The 20,371-nt window shown below is 70.9% G+C and carries 15 protein-coding genes and 1 pseudogene; 9 read left to right on the top strand and 7 right to left on the bottom strand.

Translation table 11 applies throughout. The features are described from left to right. Window positions 1–282: 282 nt before the first annotated feature. A complete protein-coding gene (locus OG329_RS37020; protein WP_405801093.1) occupies window positions 283–1,494 on the top strand; it encodes a S8 family peptidase in 1,212 nt (403 codons plus the stop codon). 79 nt (window positions 1,495–1,573) lie between these two features. Here OG329_RS37020 and secD read toward each other — a convergent pair whose 3' ends face one another. The 3 genes from secD to OG329_RS37035 all read right to left on the bottom strand — a co-directional run bounded on the left by secD (window position 1,574) and on the right by OG329_RS37035 (window position 4,849). Beyond that, the gene (gene secD / locus OG329_RS37025; RefSeq protein WP_405801094.1) at window positions 1,574–3,871 is read right to left on the bottom strand and encodes a protein translocase subunit SecD; all 2,298 of its coding nucleotides are present in this window, start codon (window positions 3,869–3,871) and stop codon (window positions 1,574–1,576) included. A 75-nt stretch (window positions 3,872–3,946) separates the two neighbouring features. Further along, window positions 3,947–4,489: a hypothetical protein gene (locus OG329_RS37030; protein ID WP_405801096.1), complete on the bottom strand. Its 543-nt coding sequence runs from the start codon at window positions 4,487–4,489 to the stop codon at window positions 3,947–3,949. Window positions 4,490–4,588: 99 nt separating this feature from the next. After that, complete coding sequence (locus OG329_RS37035; protein ID WP_405801098.1) at window positions 4,589–4,849, bottom strand: hypothetical protein; 261 nt, start codon at window positions 4,847–4,849, stop codon at window positions 4,589–4,591. A 371-nt stretch (window positions 4,850–5,220) separates the two neighbouring features. On the opposite strand from OG329_RS37035, the gene OG329_RS37040 reads away from it, so the two are divergent. Further along, window positions 5,221–7,740: an alpha-L-fucosidase gene (locus tag OG329_RS37040; RefSeq protein WP_405801100.1), complete on the top strand. Its 2,520-nt coding sequence runs from the start codon at window positions 5,221–5,223 to the stop codon at window positions 7,738–7,740. A gap of 68 nt (window positions 7,741–7,808) precedes the next feature. Here OG329_RS37040 and bla read toward each other — a convergent pair whose 3' ends face one another. Together bla and OG329_RS37050 are read right to left on the bottom strand one after the other, a co-directional pair. After that, window positions 7,809–8,759 (bottom strand): class A beta-lactamase, encoded by a 951-nt coding sequence (gene bla / locus OG329_RS37045; protein WP_405801102.1) that lies wholly within the window; start codon window positions 8,757–8,759, stop codon window positions 7,809–7,811. Window positions 8,760–8,856: 97 nt separating this feature from the next. After that, complete coding sequence (locus OG329_RS37050) at window positions 8,857–10,191, bottom strand: D-alanyl-D-alanine carboxypeptidase family protein (protein WP_405801104.1); 1,335 nt, start codon at window positions 10,189–10,191, stop codon at window positions 8,857–8,859. 132 nt (window positions 10,192–10,323) lie between these two features. Between OG329_RS37050 and OG329_RS37055 the strand changes: the two genes are divergently transcribed. From OG329_RS37055 to OG329_RS37065, 3 genes are all read left to right on the top strand, one after another. Continuing rightward, window positions 10,324–11,250, top strand: coding sequence for a LysR family transcriptional regulator (locus tag OG329_RS37055; RefSeq protein WP_405801106.1), 927 nt, complete (start codon window positions 10,324–10,326; stop codon window positions 11,248–11,250). Beyond that, a complete protein-coding gene (locus OG329_RS37060) occupies window positions 11,247–12,185 on the top strand; it encodes a serine hydrolase (RefSeq protein ID WP_405801108.1) in 939 nt (312 codons plus the stop codon). The genes OG329_RS37055 and OG329_RS37060 overlap by 4 nt, the downstream gene beginning before the upstream one ends. A gap of 101 nt (window positions 12,186–12,286) precedes the next feature. Then, entirely contained in the window at window positions 12,287–13,138 is an 852-nt protein-coding gene (locus OG329_RS37065) for a hypothetical protein (protein WP_405801110.1), read from the top strand. A gap of 34 nt (window positions 13,139–13,172) precedes the next feature. On the opposite strand, the gene OG329_RS37070 is transcribed toward OG329_RS37065, so the two are convergent. Next, window positions 13,173–13,874: a beta-glucanase gene (locus OG329_RS37070; RefSeq protein WP_405801112.1), complete on the bottom strand. Its 702-nt coding sequence runs from the start codon at window positions 13,872–13,874 to the stop codon at window positions 13,173–13,175. A gap of 349 nt (window positions 13,875–14,223) precedes the next feature. Between OG329_RS37070 and OG329_RS37075 the strand changes: the two genes are divergently transcribed. Then, window positions 14,224–15,705 carry a 3-hydroxybutyrate oligomer hydrolase family protein gene (locus OG329_RS37075; protein ID WP_405801113.1) on the top strand — a complete coding sequence of 494 codons (1,482 nt, stop codon included), beginning with the start codon at window positions 14,224–14,226 and terminating at the stop codon, window positions 15,703–15,705. A gap of 107 nt (window positions 15,706–15,812) precedes the next feature. Beyond that, a pseudogene (locus OG329_RS37080) lies at window positions 15,813–16,229 on the top strand (helix-turn-helix domain-containing protein); the annotation flags it as partial. Window positions 16,230–16,244: 15 nt separating this feature from the next. Here the strand turns inward: OG329_RS37080 and OG329_RS37085 are convergent. Continuing rightward, complete coding sequence (locus tag OG329_RS37085) at window positions 16,245–17,744, bottom strand: phosphoesterase (protein WP_405801115.1); 1,500 nt, start codon at window positions 17,742–17,744, stop codon at window positions 16,245–16,247. Between the two features lie 257 nt (window positions 17,745–18,001). Between OG329_RS37085 and OG329_RS37090 the strand changes: the two genes are divergently transcribed. Both OG329_RS37090 and OG329_RS37095 read left to right on the top strand, forming a co-directional pair. Continuing rightward, window positions 18,002–18,577, top strand: coding sequence for a TerD family protein (locus OG329_RS37090; protein WP_405801116.1), 576 nt, complete (start codon window positions 18,002–18,004; stop codon window positions 18,575–18,577). A gap of 211 nt (window positions 18,578–18,788) precedes the next feature. Continuing rightward, complete coding sequence (locus tag OG329_RS37095; protein WP_405801117.1) at window positions 18,789–20,348, top strand: MGH1-like glycoside hydrolase domain-containing protein; 1,560 nt, start codon at window positions 18,789–18,791, stop codon at window positions 20,346–20,348. Window positions 20,349–20,371 lie beyond the last annotated feature (23 nt).

Genomic DNA, 20,371 nt, shown 5'->3' on the forward strand with positions numbered 1-20,371 from the left:
AGGCGGTTCCAGCACCACCGGTGACCCCCGGATGACGGCCGCTTCGCTCCGTCGTCCGGTGACCGGGTATCCGAAGATCGCACGACGGGCGTATTGCCTCTGTGTGGCGGGGAGTTGACTGAGTGTCAACTCCATGTCGCGGTCATGACATCAGCCGGGTATCGCTTGTCCCGCCCGAACGCACCCGGTCATCGTCGGGGAGCGGCGTACGACCCCGTACGCCGTACCCCACCCCCCGGCGCGCGACAATCAGGCGCGCCACCGTTCGAGGAGACTCCCCCGATGGCAGCAGCACGCGACACCAAGCGGCGGACCGCCGTGGCGATCACCACCGCGGCGACCCTGGCGGCGGTACTCGGCGCGGGTCTGGCCGCGCCCGCCCAGGCCGCCCCGGCGGAAGGCAGGATCCTGCACGCCGGCGCGGCCGAGGCGGTGCCCGGAAGCTACATCGTCACCTTGAAGCAGACGGCCGGACTCAAGGCGTCGACCGCCCAGGGCAAGAAGCTGATAACCGGTTACGGCGGCCAGATCAAGCGCACGTACACCTCGGCGCTCAACGGCTACGCCGCCACACTCAGCAGCGCCGAGGCCAAGCGGCTCGCCGCCGACCCGGCGGTCGCGACCGTCGAGCAGGACCAGAAGGTCCACTCGACCGCCACCCAGACCAACGCGCCCTGGGGTCTGGACCGGATCGACCAGCCGAACCTCCCGCTGAACGGCACGTACACCTACCCGGACTCGGCGGGCGGTGACACGACCGTCTACGTCCTCGACACCGGCGTACGCATCACCCACCAGGAGATCAGCGGCCGGGCCTCCTACGGCTGGGACTTCGTCGACAACGACGCCATCGCCCAGGACGGCGCGGGCCACGGCACGCACGTCGCCACGACCGTCGCCGGCACCACCTACGGCGCGGCGAAGAAGGCGAAGATCGTCGCCGTGCGCGTCCTCGGCAACAACGGCTCCGGTACGACCGCCGGGGTCATCGCCGGTGTCGACTGGATCACCGCCAACCATGTCGCCTCCTCCGTCGCGAACGTCTCGCTCGGCGGCGGGGCCAGCACCACGCTGGACGACGCCGTGCGCAGATCCATCGCGTCCGGCGTGACGTACTCCATCGCGGCCGGTAATTCGGCGGCGCTCGCGTCCAACTACTCACCCGCCCGGGTGGCCACCGCGATCACCGTCGGCGCCACCACCAGGACGGACGCGCGGGCCACGTACTCCAACTACGGCCCCACCGTGGACATCTTCGCGCCGGGCTCCGACATCACGGCCGGCTGGAACACCTCGGACAGCGCCACCTACACCGGTAACGGCACCTCCTTCGCCGCGCCGCACGTATCGGGCGCCGCCGCGATCTACCTGACGAACCACCCGGGCGCGTCCCCGGCGGCCGTAGCCACGGCGCTGGTGAACGGCGCGACGTCCAACGTCATCACGGGCGTCGGGGCCGGCTCCCCGAACAAGCTGCTCAAGCTCGTCCCGTAAGTACCGCAGGACGGCGCACGACGGCCGGGACCTGAGCGCCGGGGACGCCCACGCTCAGGTCCCGGCCCGCGTCATCCGCTCACACCCGCGCCCCGTTGTCGGCGGCCGGGCGTCCGCGTCGCGGCGCCGGCCGCGTACGCCGTGGCGTCGGCGGACTCGCCTTGCGACGCGCCTCCATCGCCAGCGCCACCGGAACGGCCGTGAACACGGAGGAGTACGTGCCGACACAGATACCGATGAGCAGGGCCAGCGCGAAGTCCTCGAGCGAGTCCCCGCCGAGCACCGCGAGGGCGGTGAGGATGAACAGCGCGCCTATACCGGTGTTCACCGTTCTGGGCACCGTCTGGAGTACGGCGGTCCGCGCGGTCGGCAACAGGGGAGCGTTCGGCGTCTTCGCCCACAGCTCACGGACGCGGTCGAAGACCACCACGGAGTCGTTGACCGAGTATCCGATGACGGTGAGCAGCGCGGCCAGGAAGATCCCGTCGACGGGACGGCCCAGCCAGGCGAAGACCCCGATCAGGATCACCACGTCGTGCACCAGCGCCGTCACCGCCGCCACCGCGAACGACCATCTGAACCGCACGGCCAGATACAGGAGTTGGGCCCCGACGGCGATGCCCAGCGCGATCAGCGCGTGGCGCCTCAGCTCGTCGCCGAGGCTGGGGCCGATCAGATCGTCCCGTACCTTCGTCGTCGCTCCGCCCTCCCCGGTCAGGGCAGCGCGGATGGCGGCCTCGGCCCGTTCGCCCGTCTCCCCGGTGCGGACCGACAGCTCCCGCTCGCCCGCCGTGGTGACCTCGGCATCGGCGAAGCCCGCGTCGGCCAGGGCCGTGCGCGCCGTGTCGACGTCGACAGGCCGGGTCGTCGCGTACTCCATGAGCCGCCCGCCGGTGAACTCCACACCCAGGTTCACCCCGCGCAGCGTGACACCCAGCACCGCGACGGCCACCAGCGCCGCCGAGACGATCAGCCACCGCCGTGACCTGCGGAAGAGATGGGGGGAGCGGTGGGTCAGATACGTACGTACGCGGCCCGGCAGGCCGATGCCGTTGACGGCCGGGAAATCGGTGACGAAGCGGGAGCGCGCCGCCACGTCGGTCAGGGCGCGCGCGATGACCAGGGCGGAGAACATCGACACCAGCACGCCGATGGCGAGCGTCACGCCGAACCCCTTCACCGGTCCCGATCCGAGGGCGAAGAGGAGACCGGCGGCGAGCAGCGTCGTCACGTTGGAGTCGATGACCGCGCTGCGGGCGTTGCGGAATCCGGCGGCCGTCGCGGACCGCAGGGTGCGGCGGGAGCGGCCCGCGTACTCCTCCCGCGCGCGTTCGAAGGCGAGCACGTTGGCGTCGACCGCCATACCGATGGCCAGCACGAATCCGGCCAGTCCGGGGAGCGTGAGCGTGACGCCGAGCGCGACCAGGGCGGCGTACGAGATCAGCGCGTACCCGGCCAGGGCGAGTGCGGCGAGGCCGCCGAAGAGGCGGTACACGAACGTGATGAACAGCGCGGTCAGCCCGGCGCCGATCACGGCGGCCCGTGCGCTGGCGCTGATCGCCTCGGCGCCCAGCGTCGGGCCCACGGTGCGCTGTTCGATGACGTCGACCGGTACGGGCAGGGCCCCGCCCTTGATCAGCAGCGCCAGGTTCTTGGCCTCGTCGGCGGAGAAGGACCCGCTGATCTGGGTCGTGCCGGACGGCATTCCGGCCCCGCAGCCCACCGAAGGGCTCACCTGCGGCGCGGAGATCACCTGGTCGTCCAGCACGATCGCGACGCGGCGCCGCTCGTCCTGCGGTGGATGGCAGGCGGCCTGCCCGGTCAGCCGTGTCCACGCGCGGGACGCGTCGTCATGGAAGTCGAGGGAGACGAACCAGCCGGCTCCCCGCTGCCCGTCGAACTCCGCGCGGGCGTCCTTCACCCCGGCGCCCGACAGATCGGAGGCACCGAGCCGCAGGTCGCGCCCGGTCTCGTCGGGAAGGATCAGTTCCCCCGACTTCTTCCCGCCGTCGGCGGAGCCGGTCGCCGGGCCGTTGACGGGATGGAAGGTCAACTGGGCGGTGCGGCCCAGCACCTCGGCGGCCTCGCGCGGATCGGTGACGTCGGGAAGTTCGACAAGGACACGGTCCTCGCCGGAGCGGGTGACGGTCGGCTCCGCGACCCCCAGCGCGTCGATCCGCTGCCGCAGGACCTCCACCGTACGGTCGGTGCTCTCCCGGTCGGCGGTCGCGGTCGCGGAGTCGCGGGCCTGGAGTACGAGCCGGGTGCCGCCTTGCAGATCGAGCCCCAGTCTGGGGCTCATGGTGAGTGTGACGAAGATCGATACGAGCAGGACGGCCGCAGCCAGAACCGCCCGCACCGTGGTGGCGCGAGTCATGGGAATCCTCCGGGAGGGCGCCGGGAAGCGCCGCCCCCACGAGGGGGACGGGCCTGGTCTCAGGCCCGTCCGGCTCTACCGAGGGCGGTGCACCGGCGCGGAAACGGGACAGTGCGGATGACTGCTCCCGGAGGGAGGACCACGGGCGTCGGGCAGCCCCGAAGGGCCGGTCGTGGGCGCGGTGACGCCGGGACGGGGGCCGCGCTCCACGAACGTACGGGGGAGGGGGAGCCCGGTGGTGAGCGGCAGGACGCCCGCGTCGGGCTGGGGCGGGTGCTGCCGGGTGTGCTCGGGTGTCCGGACACCCGTGGCCGCCGCCCGGGTCGGCGCGCCGGCCGAGGAGCGTTCGTACCGTTCGGAGCGCGTCGGCCGGTCGGTCGGCCGGTCGGTCTGCTGGGGGAGTGTCCGCTGGACGGGAGTGGCCGCCGCAGCGGCGGCGCTCGTGGTGCCGACCGCTGACGCAGGAGTGGGCGACACCAGAGCGAGGACGCCGAGGAGCAGCGCCGACAGCACCCCCGTGGCACGCCGCCGGACTCCCCAATCCGTCCGTCGCGCCCGTGAGTTCGCCGGCACCGGCCTCGCGCGGTCCCCGCGCGCCTTCCGTGCCTGGACAATCACCGTCTCAAGGTACCCGGCGCGCGCCGCCGAGCGCGCGTCGTTCTTTCACGCGCGCCGGGTCGGACTGCTTGGACTGGTCGGACTCGGGCGGAGCGCGGATCAGATGAGGGCGGCCCGCACATCGGCAAGCGCCTCGTCGAGCGTGTCGGCGGTGTTCTCGTGCCCGCTGAACCCTTCGTCGTCGGCGGGGTCGACGGTCCAGCCCCAGCCGCTCTCGGGGTGCCCGTCGATGGTCGCCGCGTGCTCACCCTTGGTGAGGATGATCGACACATTGCCCGCCGGGAAGGTGGTCACCTCGGCGTGCGCGCTGTTGCCGAACGCGTGGTGGATGGCGTCCTTGGCTTCCTGCTCGGTGGTCATGGCTGCTCCTGGATATGAGGACGGCCGATCGCGCGACCGCCGGGATCGGTGAGTGAGGGTGTGCCGGGCGGTGCAATCGAACGTCGATATGCAGGCATATGTCGAGCCTGACACTCCGGCGGCACCGGGGCGGCACGGCGACCGCACATCCACCGAACGTCGACCGCACGGCCACCGCAGCCGGAGGGCGCCGTTCCTGTGAATAGCCCTTCGGGCATGTCTGAGCGCTGTCGCAGGGGGTGACGTGAGCCCAGCCCGCCCCTAACATCCGATGTGTTGACCCGGTCGCCGATCAATTCTGGGAGCAAACCGCTCAATTGGGGCCTCAGGGTCGGATGTATCCACTGCACCACTCACGGAGGAGTGTCGGAATGCGCAAGGTGATCGGCCTCATGCTCGCGTTGCTGCTCGCCGTCGGGGTGGTGGCAACAGGCCCACCCGCCGCCGTCGCCACTTCGACGGCGGCCGCCACCACGGCCGAGCAGGCAGGCGAAGCGGCCGTACGCGGGATACCCGGCGCGATCGATCTCAGCGCGGACAAGGACATCGCGGCCTGGCAGCGGCTCCAGTTCGGGATGTTCATCCACTGGGGTCTCTTCTCCGAGCTGGGCGGCGTCTGGGACGGCGAGCCGGTCACCGAGGGGTACAGCGAGCAGATCCAGATGTGGGCCGACATCTCCGAGGAGGAGTATCTGGACGTCGCCGCGCGCTTCCGCCCGGAGAGCTTCGACCCGGCCGGGATCTGCTCGCTCGCGAAGGACGCGGGTATGCGCTACGTCGTCATCACCAGCAAGCACCACGACGGCTTCTCCATGTTCGACACCGCCACCACCGACTACGACGTGACGGACGCCACCCCCTACGCCAAGGATCCCCTCAAGGCGCTCGCCGACGAATGCCGGGACCAGGGGCTGAAGTTCGGCTTCTACTTCTCGCTGGTCGACTGGCACCAGGGCCATGAGTTCGACGGCAACAACAACAATCCGATCCCCGCCTCGATGGAGCCCGTCATCAAGGCGCAGATCCGCGAGCTGATGACCAACTACGGTGACATCGCCGAGGTGTGGTTCGACATGTCGTCACCCACCGACCGGCAGAGCGAGGAGTTCGCCGGCATCGTCCGCGAACTCCAGCCACAGGCGGCGGTCAACAGCCGGGTGTGGAACAACAAGGGCGACTTCCGCACACTCGGCGACAACGAGATCCCCGACGTGGCGCTCGACGGCGCCTGGCAGACCCCCGCGTCGATCTACCACGACACCTGGGGCTACCGGAGCTGGCAGGTACGTGACGATCTGCCCGGCAAGATCCGGGACCTCGTCGTCGGACTCACCGGCGTACGGGCCCGGGGCGGCAACTATCTGCTCAACATCGGCCCGCGCGGCGACGGTTCGGTGGTCGAGTTCGAGGCCGACGTCCTGCGCGGCATGGGCGACTGGCTCGACCGACACCCCGGCGCGGTGCTCGACGCGTCCGCCACCCGGTTCGGCGGCCAGCCCTGGGGCGAGGTCACGGTCAACGACCGCGACCTGTTCCTGCATGTGACCGACTGGCCGGAGTCCGGCGAACTGCGCCTGCCGGGCCTGGCCACCCCCGTACAGCGGGTACAGCAGGACGGGGCGGCGGAACGGCTCGACTGGCGCCGTGACGGCGACGACCTCGTCGTCGCACTCCCCGAGACACCGCTCGATCAAGTACTCCCCGTGATCAAGGTCGAACTCGGCGGGGAGCTTCGGATCATCCCGGCCGGCACCGTCTCCCTCGGCCGTGACGCCGGCACCAACGCCGCCGCCGTCCTGGACGCGGCGGACTTCGAGAAGGGCTACAGCTACGCCGACGAAGGCAGTTACTCCAGCACCCGCCGGACGACGGTGCGCCAGAGCGCGTACGTCACCGCGGCCCGCGCCGGGCAACTGTCGCTGGCCGTACGGGGGCAGGCCCGCCCGGACGCGCTCTACCGCGTCCAGGTCGGGGAGCGGTCCAAGGTGGTGAAGGGCGAGGACCTGACACGCGACGCCGTCGGCCCCTTCTCCGTACGGCCCGGCCAGGTCACCCCCGTAACGATCACCCTCGCCCGGCCGGAACACGCGGGCGAAGAACTCGGGCTGGCCCTCGACGCGATGCTCGTCGCACCGACCGGAAGCGTCGTCGCCTGGCCCCAGGCACCGGATCAGCTCACGGTCGGCACGGTGACCGACGTCCCGGTCCATGTCACCAACCTCGATGACGGCAAGGCGCGCGGCACCCTCGCCCTACGGGCACCGGGAGGGTGGACCACGGGCGGCGGAGAGAAGTTCACCGGCCTGGCGAAGGGCCGCACCCACACCGCCACGGTCCCGGTGACCGTACCGGCGGGGACCGCGACCGGCCCCGCGGCGCTCACGGCCGTCGTCACCGGTGGCGGACGGGTCCAGGAAGTCACCGGCACGACCGATGTCGTGCTCCCCAACGTGGCGCGCGGCAGGACGGCGACCCAGTCGAGCACGGCGTGGGACGGCGTCGCGAGCCGCGCCGTCGACGGCAACACCGCCGGGGACTACCTGCGCGACAACACCACGACCCACACCGCGGAACCCTCCGACCAGGCGTGGTGGCAGGTCGATCTGGAGCAGTCCCACAGCATCGAGACCGTCGAGATCTTCAACCGCACCGACTGCTGCGCCCAACGCCTGGCCGACTACTGGGTACTTGTCTCCGACACCCCGTTCACGACCGACTCGCTGGAGGAGGCACGTACCGCACCGGGGGTGACGGCCGTCCATATGAAGGACCAGGCGCAGCGCCCGACCTACGTCGCCCTCGACGGGGCGAAGGGACGATACGTGCGGGTGCAGTTGGCATCCTCGACCGATCCGCTGTCGCTGACGGAGGTCGCTGTCAGGGGCAGGTGAGGGTTCGGGCGCCCGGTGACCGTGTGTCTCCACGGTCACCGGGCGCGGGGTGCCGGGCGCCTGCGCTGCTACGCCAGAGCGTTGAGCGTGACCTCGGCGGCCTCCGCGATGAGCGCGTCGTCCGGCTCGGCGTCCTTGAAATCGCGGCGGGACAGGATGGCGATGGCGATCGGAGCGGCCTTGGGAGGCCAGACGACGGCGATGTCGTTGCGGGTGCCGTAGCCGCCGGTGCCGGTCTTGTCGCCGACCTGCCAGTTGTCCGGGGCGCCGGCCCGGATGACCTTGTCGCCGGTGGTGTTGCGCTTGAGCCAGTCCGTCAGCACGGCCCGCTTGTCGGGGGTGAGTTCGTCATCCACGACATAGGCACGCAGATCGGTGGCGAGCGCGCGGGGTGTGCTGGTGTCGCGGAGGTCGCCGGGGAGCGCTTCGCTGAGTTCGACCTCGTAGCGGTCGCACCGGGTGACGCGGTCGCCGATGGAGACGAGGGCGGCTTCGAGGCCCTTGGGGCCGCCGAGTTCGTCGAAGAGGAGGTTGGCCGCGCCGTTGTCGCTGTAGCGGACGGCGGCGTCGCACAGCTCGCGCAGGGTCAGCCCCGTGGCGAGGTGCTTCTCCGTGATCGGCGAGTGACCGACGAGGACATCGCGGTCGTAGCGTACGAGCCGGTCGAGCTGCCGCAGCGAGTGCTTGTCCAGCATGACCGCGGCCTGTAGCGCCTTGCAGGTGGAGGCGTAGGCGAAGCGTTCGTCGGGCCGGTGGGTGATGGACCGGCCGTTACCGGTGTCGATCGCGTAGACGCCGAGCGTGGCGTCGAACTTCCGCTCCAGCTCGCCGAACGCGCCTTTCGTCGCGGCGGTGTTGGCGGACTTGGACCGGCCGGAGGCCGAGGGTGACGGGGAGCCGGAACGGGACGGTGACGCGTCGTCCTTGGTGCTCGTGCCGCATCCGATGAGAGGGATGGTCGCGAGACCGGAGAAGGTGGCGAGTGCGGCACGGCGCGGGATACGCGTACGGAGAGACATGTGGTGGCGGCTTTCCTTTCGGGAGGCGCGGGGCGCGGGGGGTTCGAGGGTTTCGGGGTGTGTGGTGGGTGTGTGGTCGGGGTGTGTGGTCGGGTCGCTATCCCAGGCGGGTCAGCTTCGATACGAGGGACGGGGCCGTGAGGTCGTCCCGCAGTGTGACGGGGATCCGTACCGCGTCCGGGCCGCTGCCCACGGCCAGGCCGCCGACCTCGGTACCGGCTTTCGCGGAGTGCGGAAGCGCCTTGCCGTAGCCGGTGATCCGCGGCTCGACCTGCTGGCCCGGTACGCCTATGACCGTGAGGTCGGCGGCGGTGACGAGCGCGGTACGCCCGCCGAGCCCGTCGTCCACGTAGCCGACGACCTGGCCCTCGCGTACGGCGGTGGCCGAGGTGAGCGCGTCGCGTACGGCCTCGATGACCGTCCCGCTGCTGTCCTTCACCAGGGTGAGGCTCGCGGCGCCGTTGGTGTCGGGGCCGTCTGCGTGCTGGTCGAGCATCGTGCCGAGGATCAGCGGTGTCCGGTCGCCCACCGTCTTGTAGGCGGCCCACACCAGGGTGCCGCCGGCCGGTGTGTTGGATCCGGTCTTGATGCCTCTGACGCTGAGACCGGCCAGCAGCAGATCACCCATGTTGTTGATCAGGGGGTCGTCCAGGCCGCTCACGGTGGCGCTGGGCAGGGCGACGACCGCGCGGAACGCGTCGTACGCCATGACCGCCTCCGCCAGCTTCAACTGGTCGACAGCCGTGCTCACGGTCCGCTCGTCCAGGCCGCTGGGGTCGGTGTAGGTGGTGTCGTCCATGCCCAGCTTCTTCGCGGCGTCGTTCATCTTCCGTACGAAGGCTGCCTCGGAGTCGCTGTCCGTGGTCCAACGGGCCAGCAGCCGGGCGATGTTGTTGCCGGAGGGGATCATCAGCATCTTGAGCATGTCCTGCTGGCTGAACTCCTGGCCGGCACTCAGCCCCGCGATACGCGACTCGTGCTTGGCCTTGCCCTCCGCCACCGTCCTGGCGTCGATTTCGATCACGGGGCCCGTCTCGTCCTTCGCCAGCGGACGCTCCGTAAGGAGGACGTAGGCGGTCATCACCTTGGCCACACTCGCGATCGGCACCGGCTCGGGCGCGCCATGGGTCCCGACGGAGCCTGAGCCGGGCACCGTGACGGCGGCCTGGCCCTGCCGCGGCCAGGGCACCGTGAAGTCGCCGGGGAAGGTGTACGAAGCGTGGGCCGCGTCGATCCGCAGGGCGGGGGCGGGCACGGGCCGTACCGCCTGGACGGTTCCCAGGACCAGGAACAGGCCGAGGGCGAGCAGGGCGCCGACCGCCGTCCGGGTCCGGGGTGTCCGGGCCTTGAGTGTCCGGGCCTTGAGTGTGCGGGCCTTGAGTGTGCGGGCCTTGGGCGCCGTGGCCGGTTCGGCGGGGGATTCTTGCGTCACTGGTCCGTACCTCCTTCGAACAGAGGAGAACAACGGCCGCCCGTTCACGTCCAAGACCGATATCGCTCATAGATCGATTAATCATCGGTATGATTGCTGGTCGTGGACCTGATACGGCACCTGCAATGCTTTGTGGCTGTTGCGGAAGAGTTACATTTCGGCCGCGCCGCCCAGCGTCTCGGCGTCGCCCAGCCACCCCTGTCACAGCGCATCCAGCGCCTCGAACGGGAGCTGGGCGTACGCCTCTTCGAGCGCTCCAGCCGACAGGTGACGATCACCAAGGGCGGCACACTGCTGCTGGACGAGGCCCGCCGGTTGCTGGCCCACTCCGAGGCGCTGATGGCCACGGCCCGCCGTATCCAGGACGGCCACAGCGGGCTGCTGCGCGTCGCGCTGCCGCCCGACATCACCGGCGAGAGCGTGGCCGCGATCCTGGCGGGATTCCAGGAGCGCGAGGGCGGCGTGGAACTGGAACTGCACGAGCTGCCGACGGCCGAGCAGTTGGCCCAACTCGCCTCGCACGACCTGGACGTCGGGCTCATCCATCACCCCTGCGACGTGTCGGGGCTGGAGCTGGGCCCTGTCCTACGCCATGAACTGGGCGTCCTGCTGCCGCGCGACGCCCCGCAGGCGCGCCTCGACGCGGTCCCGCTCGCCGCGCTCACCGGATACGACCTGATCCTCTTCCCCCGCGCCCACGCCCCGGCCGTCCACGACGATCTGCTGACCACCTGCGCCCGCCACGGCTACACCCCCGCCGCGGTCCGGCACGGCCAGGGCCCGAGCTTCATCCGCGGTCTGCTCCTGGCCGGCCGTGCCATCGCCTTCGGCCCGCGCGACGACCACCACGGCGGAGACCGGGACCTCATCTGGCGCCCGCTGAGCGGCGCGCCGCTGGCCTGGCGGCACTCGGCGGCCTGGCCCAAGGGGCGGGGCGACGCCGCCGTACGGGCCTTCGCCGACACCGTCACCGCTGCCCTGGGCCGTACGGCCACCGCCGGCCCCGACCTGTCCGCCGGTCCGCCACGTCTGCGCCCGGCGGCGGAGTACTGGATATGACCGAGCCCCCAGCCCGCACACCCGACCGCGCGTCTGACCGCGCCCGCCCCCGCGACCGGATTCGCGCCGCATTCGCCGAAGCCGGTGTCACCGGCTGGCTGCACGCGGTGGACATCGACTCCGGCGCCCAGATCGACCTGGACGCGGACCGGTCCGTCGTCACCGCGAGCGTGCACAAACTCTGTCTGCTCGTCGCGCTCCATCAGCACGCCGAGACGGGCCGCCTGGAGCTGACCGACCAGACCGAATGCCCGCCACAAGGCCGTACGGCGGGGCCGACCGGGCTCTCCGCCATGCTCGACCCGGCCCGCCTCTCGCTGCGTGACGCGGCCTATCTGATGATGGCCGTCAGCGACAACACCGCCGCCGACCTACTTCTCGAACGCGTGGGCATCGACGCCGTCAACGACACCACCGCGCGGTTGGGCCTCACCCGTACCCATGCCGTCCAGACCTTCCGCGGCTTCCTCGCCACCATCAGGGAGGACGCCGGACACGGCGGCCCGCAGGCCCTGGCCGACCCTCAGGTCCTCGCCCGGCTGCGCGCCCTGGACCCCGCCCGCACCAACCGCAGCACCCCGCGCGACATGACCCGCCTGCTCGGCGCGATCTGGCGCGACGAGGCGTGCACGCCCGAACACAGCGCCGCCGTACGCCGTCTGCTCGGGCTCCAGGTGTGGCCGCACCGGCTGGCCTCGGGCTTCCCCTTCGACGACGTCCACGTCGCCGGCAAGACCGGCAGCGCGCCCACCCTCCGTAACGAGGTGGGCGTCATCGAATACCCCGACCACGGCCGCTACGCCGTCGCCGTGTTCACCCGCGCGGCCAGCCCCGCCGCCACGCTGCCCGCGGCGGACGCGGTCATCGGCACGGCCGCGCGGATCGCGGTCGACGCGCTGCGGGGCTCCGGCGCCGCGCCTGTCCGAGGGGCATGAACAGGCCGACGGACGGAGCGGGCACTCGGTGCGGTAGTACTAGTCTCATCGACGACGTCGGATATCCGTCGTACGACTGGGACGCACTGAGCGGGGCGGTTGTGGAAGAGCACGGGGAAGCCGGCGATGCCGAGCGGGTGGAGGTTCCCCGCGACGACGACTCGTCGGACCTGAGCGACCGGCTGGGCAAGCTGGAGCGGGTGGTCGCCGGGATGGCCGCCGAGGCGGCCGCGCGCGACGGGGGTTCGGGGGCGGCGAGAGCGGTGGACGTCGAGCCTGCCGAGACTGTCGAGTTGGCCGAGGTCACGGAAGAAGTCGTTGAAGAGGCGACGGAGAAGGCCGGTTCCGCCGACCCCGCTGCCGATGCTGCCGATGCTCCTGAGACCGACACCGGAACGCCGGTGCCGGTGCCGGACGACGACACGACCGCTCCTGACGGGAAGCGGCCACGACGGCTCGGCCGGGTCCTGGTGGGCGCCTGCGCGTGTTGTGCCCTGGTGCTCGGTATCACGGTGCTCGGCGGAGGTTCGGCGCCGCCCTGGCTGTCCATACCGGGCATCTCGGAGAGCAACGACGACGATCCCGCGAACTCCACATCCGCGCCCGCCGATTCGGTCTCGGGCGCGACGGAGACCGGACCGGGCGGGCGCGGCGCACCGGGGTCGGCGGACACCGCGCGCACCGGGGGAGCGCCGGAACCCCCGGCCGCCGCAGGGTCCGGCGGCAGCGGTTCACCCGAACCGTCCCCGTCGGAGACCGGCGCCGTATCGCCGTCCGCGACATCGGGCAGCCCGAGCGCGCCGGAGACGACACCCACGCGGTCACCCACGGGCGGCACCGGCGACGGCGGCGCGGGCTCCGGCACACCGACCCCCTCCGACACCCCGACCGACCCTCCGTCCGGCGACACGGATCCGCTCGGCGGCCTTCTCGGCGGTCTCTTCGGCGGCTGACCGGGTTCGCGGGTTCGCCGCGCTCCGTACGGAGTCAGGGGCGGTACACGCGCAACCTCGCCACCTCGTACGACAACTCCTTGGTGGCTGGGTCCGGAGGCGGGTGGTAACGGCCCGCGCAGACGGACAAGTTCACGATGAGATACGCCTGCCAGTCCCTGCCCACGCCGGTGCGGTCGGCGAAGGCGCGGATGCCGTTGACGTACCAGACGACCGAGCGGGCGCCCAGGTGGATCTCGAAGTCGACCCAGGCGCCGGGGCGGATCGCCCGGTCGCGGTAGTAGCGCAGGCCGCCGTTCACATGGTTCGACAGCTCCAGCAGATCCGGGTTGTCCGGGTGGTACTCGAACACGTCGATCTCGTTGCCGCCGTCCAGCCACGTCCAGATCGCCGGCCATGCCCCCTGTTCGCGGGGGAGGCGGACCCGGGTCTCGAGGATGTCGCCTGCCCGGACCATGAAGTCGTCGGCGCTGCCCTCCGTGGTCAACAGCCCTGATTTCCAAGTGCCTTGGGGCATGCGGGTGGCGCGGAAGACACCGGATCGGCTGTACGAGGGGTCTGCGGTGAGGTAGTCGAGTTTGTCGTCGTCCGGGTTCGTCGGGCCGCCGTCCGGATAGGCCCAGGAACGGCCGGCCACCCATTGGTCCTGCGACGAGAAGTCGGCGGTGAACACCGGCCGGCCGCGGGGGGAGAGGGAATTCGCGGACTCGTCCGCCGTACCGCTTGATCCGTGCATGACGTCGACCACCTCGATCTCGCACCGCGCCGCAGCACGCGTGACCTTGGGATACGTACCTGCCGGGCCGGCCGGTGAAACGCCATGAAGGCCCGCACAGTTGTGTGGTCCACCGACATGGGCGGGTGTGCGGAACGCCTCTTCGGTGACCTCACCGTGGTGGCGGCGTGTACGGCAAAGGCTCGAACCGGAGCATGGGCCTCAACAACACGTTCGTCGCTCGCACGCCCAAGGAGTCCCCCACGGGTTACTACGTGCTCACCGACGCTCGCCGCCCCTCACGGGTGGGTAGCGTCCCGCAGCCCCGAACGTGTCGCGTGTCCGTGTCCTCGCAACGGAGTGATGGCCCATGCCACTTGTCCCACCCGCCCCGACCGAACGAACCGCCTGGCCTGTCCGCCGCGTCCGCGCCGGGTGGATCCGTGCCGCCCGCGTCGCCGCGACGGCCGTGATGGTGGTGGCGGGAGCGGCCCCCACGGCCTCGCTCGCGTCCTCGGCCGCCGCCACGGAGCGGGACACCGGCCGCCGCCCCGGCCACTGCGCCGGGATGAACGCGATCGTCGTCCCCGGCGCGGAACACCAGCGGGCCGCCTGTCTGGCCGAGCTGACCACCGCCGGGACCGTCGCCTCGGGCCACACCGACGAGGCCGACTGGGCGGGGCTCACCCCGAAGGACCTCGCCACCCCGAGCGGCGTACCGGGCATCCAGCTCGACGGCTACTTCCCCGACACCTCCACCACCAACACCACCCACGGCTGGAACCACGACTCGCAGTTCGTGATCCGGCTGCCCGACCGCTGGAACGGCGGCCTCGTGATCGCCGGATCGCCCGGGGTCCGTAAGCAGTACGCCAACGACCGCGCCTTCGGCGACTGGGTACTCGCCCGCGGCTACGCCTTCGCCGCCACCGACAAGGGCAACACCGGCGCCACCTTCTACCGCGACGGCTCCGCGCCCGGCGACGCCCTCGCCGAATGGAACACCCGGGTCACCCAACTCACCGTCGCGGCACGCGAGGTGACCACCCAGCACTATCGGCGGCCGGTGACCCGCACCCTCGCCATGGGTATGTCCAACGGCGGCTATCTCGTGCGATGGCAGTTGGAGAACCACCCCGAGCTGTACGACGGCGGCGTCGACTGGGAGGGCACCCTGTGGCGTACGAGGGCCCCCAACCCGCTCACCCTCCTGCCGCCCACCCTGCGCGCCTACCCCGCCTACGCGGCCGGTGGCACGGGAGCCGTCGCGGCACACCGGCAGATCGTGAAGGCCGGATTCCCGGCGGGCTCGGAATTCCTCTGGCCGTACCACCACCAGTACTACTGGGACCTCACCCAACGCATCTACCGCGAGGAACTGGACCCGGATTACGACGGCGCGACCGAGGCCGGGACGCCCTTCTGCGCACCGGGAACGCCCGCCTGCGACGCCGACTACGACTACGCGTCCCGGCCGGGCGCGGTCCGCGACGCGATCGAGAAGATCGAGCTGACCGGCCGGATCGGCAAACCGCTGATCAGCTTCCACGGCACCCTCGACGTACTGCTGCCGATCTCCAGGACCTCGGACACCTACGCGCGGATGGTGCGCCAGGAGGGGCGCGGCTCGCTGCACCGGTACTACCGGGTCGAGGGCGGGACCCACGTCGACTCGCTTTTCGACGCCTTCCCCGACCGGCTCCGCCCGCTGGTGCCGTGTCACCGCTCCGCCGTCACCGCGCTGGAGCGCTGGCTGGACGACGGCGAACGCCCGCCGCCCGGCCGCACGCTCCCCATGCCGGAAGGGGCGGATCCGGCCACCCTGCTCACCCGGTGCCCGCTCGACGGGTGAGGTGGTCAGGGAACGTGCCGCGACGTCACGTCACGCCGCTCCCGGTCGGGCGTGTGGTGTACGGCGACACCTGACCGGCCCACGATGTGGTGAACCGGCACCGGCACCGGCACCGGCTGCCGGCCGTGGCCGCCAGGAGTGCGCAGGCCGGAAACGGACTGGCCGGCCTGCATCAGGGACATGTGGTGCTCGTCGCACCCAGCGACACCCCCGGCCCCACCGCGCGCAAGCTCGCCGCCGTACTCGACCACGACGCCGAGCGCGGCACCGACCTCGTGGGGACGCTCGACGCGTACTTCGCCGAGGGGGCGAGCCTCACCCGGACCAGGACGGCGCCGCACGTCCATGTGAACACGGTCGTGCAGCGCCTCGAGCGGGTCGGCCGACTGCTCGGCCAGGACTGGAACTCCCCGGCCCGCTCACTGGAGATCCAACTGGCCCTGCGGCTGCACGGGTTGACGCGCGGCGCGGAACCCCCGTCCGGCGCCGGACGGGCCGATGTCCGCCCGTCCGGCGACCGGTGAATCCGCCGGTCGCGACTAACGGACCTTGACGAACACCGGGTTGGAGTAGAACCACAGGTCGTCCCACGGGCTCTCCAGGCCGTCCGCCAGCGGCTCGGCCTCGTCCGTGCTGGTGCCACGGACGCGGGCGTAGAGGTCGCTGTCCACATCACGCAGGGTGTGCTTGACGACGTACTCGTCGCCCTGCTTGCGCCAGTCGTTCTTGCCGAACCGCGCCACCACCTTCGTGGTCGGGTTGGTGTCGGCGTCACGGTCACCGGTCTTGCCGGTGATCTTGCCGGTGATCAGGTCGACGCGCCGCACCTGCGGACGGTCGCCGTTGCCGTTCTTGCCGTTCTGCGGGCGGAACCTGATCTCGATCTCGACATCCGTACGGCCCCGGTTGGTGACCGTGACCGTCTCGCCGACCGCTGCCGTCCTGCCGTTGTTCTTCGCCGTGACGTCCAGGGTCTTGATGAGGTCGCCGGTGCCGACCCAGATCCGGCCGTTGCGCAGACCGTCCATGATGTCGGCGTAGTCCTGCCGCGCCAGCACGTGCGTCTTGCTGTACTCGCCCGGCCAGAAGTCGGAGCCGCCACGCGTCCAGTGCACGTGCGAGTCGGACGTCGCGGTGATCCACCAGCGCCGGCCCTCGCCGAGCAGCGCGTCCCACAGACCACCGACACGCGCGGTCATCTGGTCGAAGCCGCCGTGCGTCGGGTAGTTGCCGTACCCGCCGCGCGCGCCACCGTTCAGCGGGCCCGCCTGGTGGCCCGGAGCACCCTCGAAGCCGACGTAGATGTCGGGCGCGGCGTCGTTGCCGTTACGGAACTCGCGGGGCGTGTCCTGACCGTAGACGCCGAGGCCGGTCGCCGAGCGCGAGGCGTGGTGGGCGATCACCAGCGGCTCGCGGGGCATGCCCTTCGCCGCCTTCAGGAACTCCACCATCTTGGCCTCGGTGTCGCGGCCGGGGTCGGCGGGGAAGGGGTCGAGCTTGGCGAAGCGCTGCTCCAGCTCGAACAGTTGCTGCGCCTCGTCGGTGTGGTGCGGGATCATCAGCGTGTGGTGGTCGAGCGCCGGGGCGTCGAACTCCATGCCCCAGAACTGAAGTACCTCGGGGACGAGCACCCGCGAGCGCAGCAGGTCGGGGTAGGCCTGCTCCAGGTTGACCTTCGAGTGCGTCGGACCGCCGTGGTCGGTGCACATCGCCCAGCTCAGGCCGAAGTTCTTGGCCATGATCGCGTTGGTGACGATCGGGTAGACGGCGTCGCCGCCCTTTTTGAACACGGGCGGGTTCTTCGTCGTGTCGAACGAGCCGCTGTACTCCGAGTGCACGTGGTGGTCACCGGCGCGCCAGGCGCGCTTGCCGGAGTCGCCGGACTTGCGGCTCTCGGCCTCGTCCTCGTCGCCGAAGGCGGTGCCGGCGCCGATCAGCGGCGCGGCGGCGGCGAGGGTCGCGCCGACGCCGGCGAACTTGACGAGCCGACGCCGGGAGAGTGCCGAGCGCTCGGGGTCTTCGGTGTTCTTGTCCTTCACGGTTGAAGCCTTTCGTTCACTTCTGGCGCGGGGGGTGCCAACCGCTGAGTCTTGGAGCACAAGCCGAACGCAGGGTGAACACAGGCCGGGTCCACCGGGAACAACGAACGCGGTTCGAGGGCGGGGCGCGTACGCGTAAGCGTGGGTGATCGGCAGGTCACGCCGAACCGTACGAGCCTGGTCGATACCGGGACCGTCGGTTCTCCGGTGTTATAGATTCTGATCCACTTTTCAGTCCCGAACAGCAGGAGGAGATCGTGGGCGTTTCCCTGGGCAAGGGTGGCAATGTTTCGCTGAGCAAGGAGGCTCCCGGTCTGACCGCCGTGCTCGTCGGCCTCGGCTGGGACGCGCGCAGCACCACCGGCGCCGACTTCGACCTCGACGCGAGCGCGCTGCTCGTGAACAGCGCCGGCCGGGTGCTCTCCGACCAGCACTTCATCTTCTACAACAACCTGACCAGCCCTGACGGTTCGGTCGAGCACACCGGTGACAACCTCACCGGTGAGGGCGAGGGCGACGACGAGTCGCTGAAGGTCAACCTCGCCGGTGTTCCCGCCGATGTCGACAAGATCGTCTTCCCGGTCTCCATCCACGAGGCCGCGTCACGTGGGCAGAGCTTCGGTCAGGTCCGTAACGCGTTCATCCGCGTCGTGAACCAGGCCGGTGGCGCCGAGCTGGCGCGCTACGACCTCACCGAGGACGCGTCGACGGAGACCGCGATGGTCTTCGGCGAGCTGTACCGGCACGGCGCGGAGTGGAAGTTCCGCGCGGTCGGTCAGGGGTACGCCTCCGGACTGGCCGGTATCGCGGCCGACTTCGGCGTCAACGTCTGAGAACAGGAACAGGCACAGGCACAGGCAAAGGCGCAAGCACAGGTACAGGTACAGGTGCAGACGCGAGCGTGAGCGGGACGGCGGCGACCTACGGCAGTCGCCGCCGCCCGGCTTGGGCAACAGTGATCACCCTCCTCATTGACAGTCCGTCAAGTCACCACGAACATCCACGACGTGCGGTGGTGACAACGGTGTCGATGCGGGAGGCCACATGAGTTCGGACCAGCGGCGGCACGGACCTGCCCGGCGTCACGTACTGCGCGCGGGAGCCGTCGCCGGACTGACGGCGGCCGGCCTGGCCGGTGCCTCGGCTCCCGCCCTCGCGGCCCCCGGCCCAACAGGCGCCGGGCGCCCGCGCATCGAGTTCGGCGCCTCGCACGAGGCGCTGCTCGGCGGCGCCTACCGCGCGGCGCTCGACAATCTTCTCGACATCAACACCGTCCCTTACGATCCGGCCGAGTACAACCAGACCGGTCTCATGACCGACCCGCCCGGCGTGTTCATCCGGGCCGGCGGCGGATACGAACAGCCCTGGACCCGCGACGCCTCGGTCAACTCCTGGAACGCGGCGAGCCTGTTGTCGCCCGACGTGGCCCGTAACACGCTGTGGTCGGTCTGCCGGCGGCAGGACGACGGCTCGCTGATCGTGCAGCAGGACAACCAGTGGTGGGACCAGATCGTCTGGGTCGTCGCCGCCCGGCAGCACTATCTGGCCACCGGGGACCGCGCGTTCGTCACCGACGCCCACCGGACCGCGCTCAACACACTGCGCCTCGACCGGGAACGGCACTTCAACGAGGAGTACGGCCTCTTCGAGGGCCCGGCCTTCATGCAGGACGGTATCGCCGGATACCCGAGTCCGCCGTACGACCCCGCGAACGGCTCGTCGTTCGTCCTCGACCACCCGGACACGGACAAGATGATGTGTCTGTCCACCAACTGCCTTTACCACGCGGCATATCTGGCCTGCGCCGACATGGCCGACGTGGTGGGCGACCGGGCGGTGGCCGGTGAACTGCGTGGTGCGGCGGCCCGGTTGCGTACCGCCATCGACTCGGCTCTGTGGCGGCCCGAGGCCGACAGCTACGGATACTTCATCCACGGCGCGGGCGAGCGCGTCGGCCAACTGGAGACGTACCAGGAGGGGAACGGGCTAGCGTTCGCGGTGCTGTGCTCGGTCGCCTCGCGCAGCCAGACCCGTGCGCTGCTGCGCACCACGCACCGCCAGCCGCACGGTGTGGTCAACGTGTACCCGCACTTCTCCGGCTTCGACGACGAGCGGCCGGGCCGCCACAACGCGATCGTATGGCCGATGACGGTCGGTATGTGGGGGCACGCGGCGGCGGTCGGCGGGCGCGTCGACCTGTTCGGGCAGGCGGTCACCGACATCGCGGCCCTCCAGCGGCCGGACGGCCGCTTCTGGGAGATCTACAACGCCAAGACCGGTGCGGTGGACGGTGGTTGGCAGAACGAACGGCAGTGGGAGTCGCAGGAGGACCAGACCTGGTCGGCCACCGGCTATCTGCGGCTGATCCACCACGGGCTGTTCGGCATGCGGTTCGAACGGACCGGGCTGCGATTCGCCCCGAGTCTCCCCGAGGGCTGGGGGCCGGTGACCCTGCGCGATCTGCCCTACCGGGACATGACGCTGGACATCACGCTCACCGGCTCCGGCAACCGCGTCGCGGCGGCGACGCTGGACGGGCGCCGGGCCGACACCGTCCCGGCCGGTCTGCGCGGCCGGCACCGGGTCCGTATCGAACTGGCCTGACGCCCACGCCGGGCCTGGGCGCC

It is taken from the genome of Streptomyces sp. NBC_01506, assembly GCF_045040295.1.
Lineage (GTDB): Bacteria > Actinomycetota > Actinomycetes > Streptomycetales > Streptomycetaceae > Streptomyces.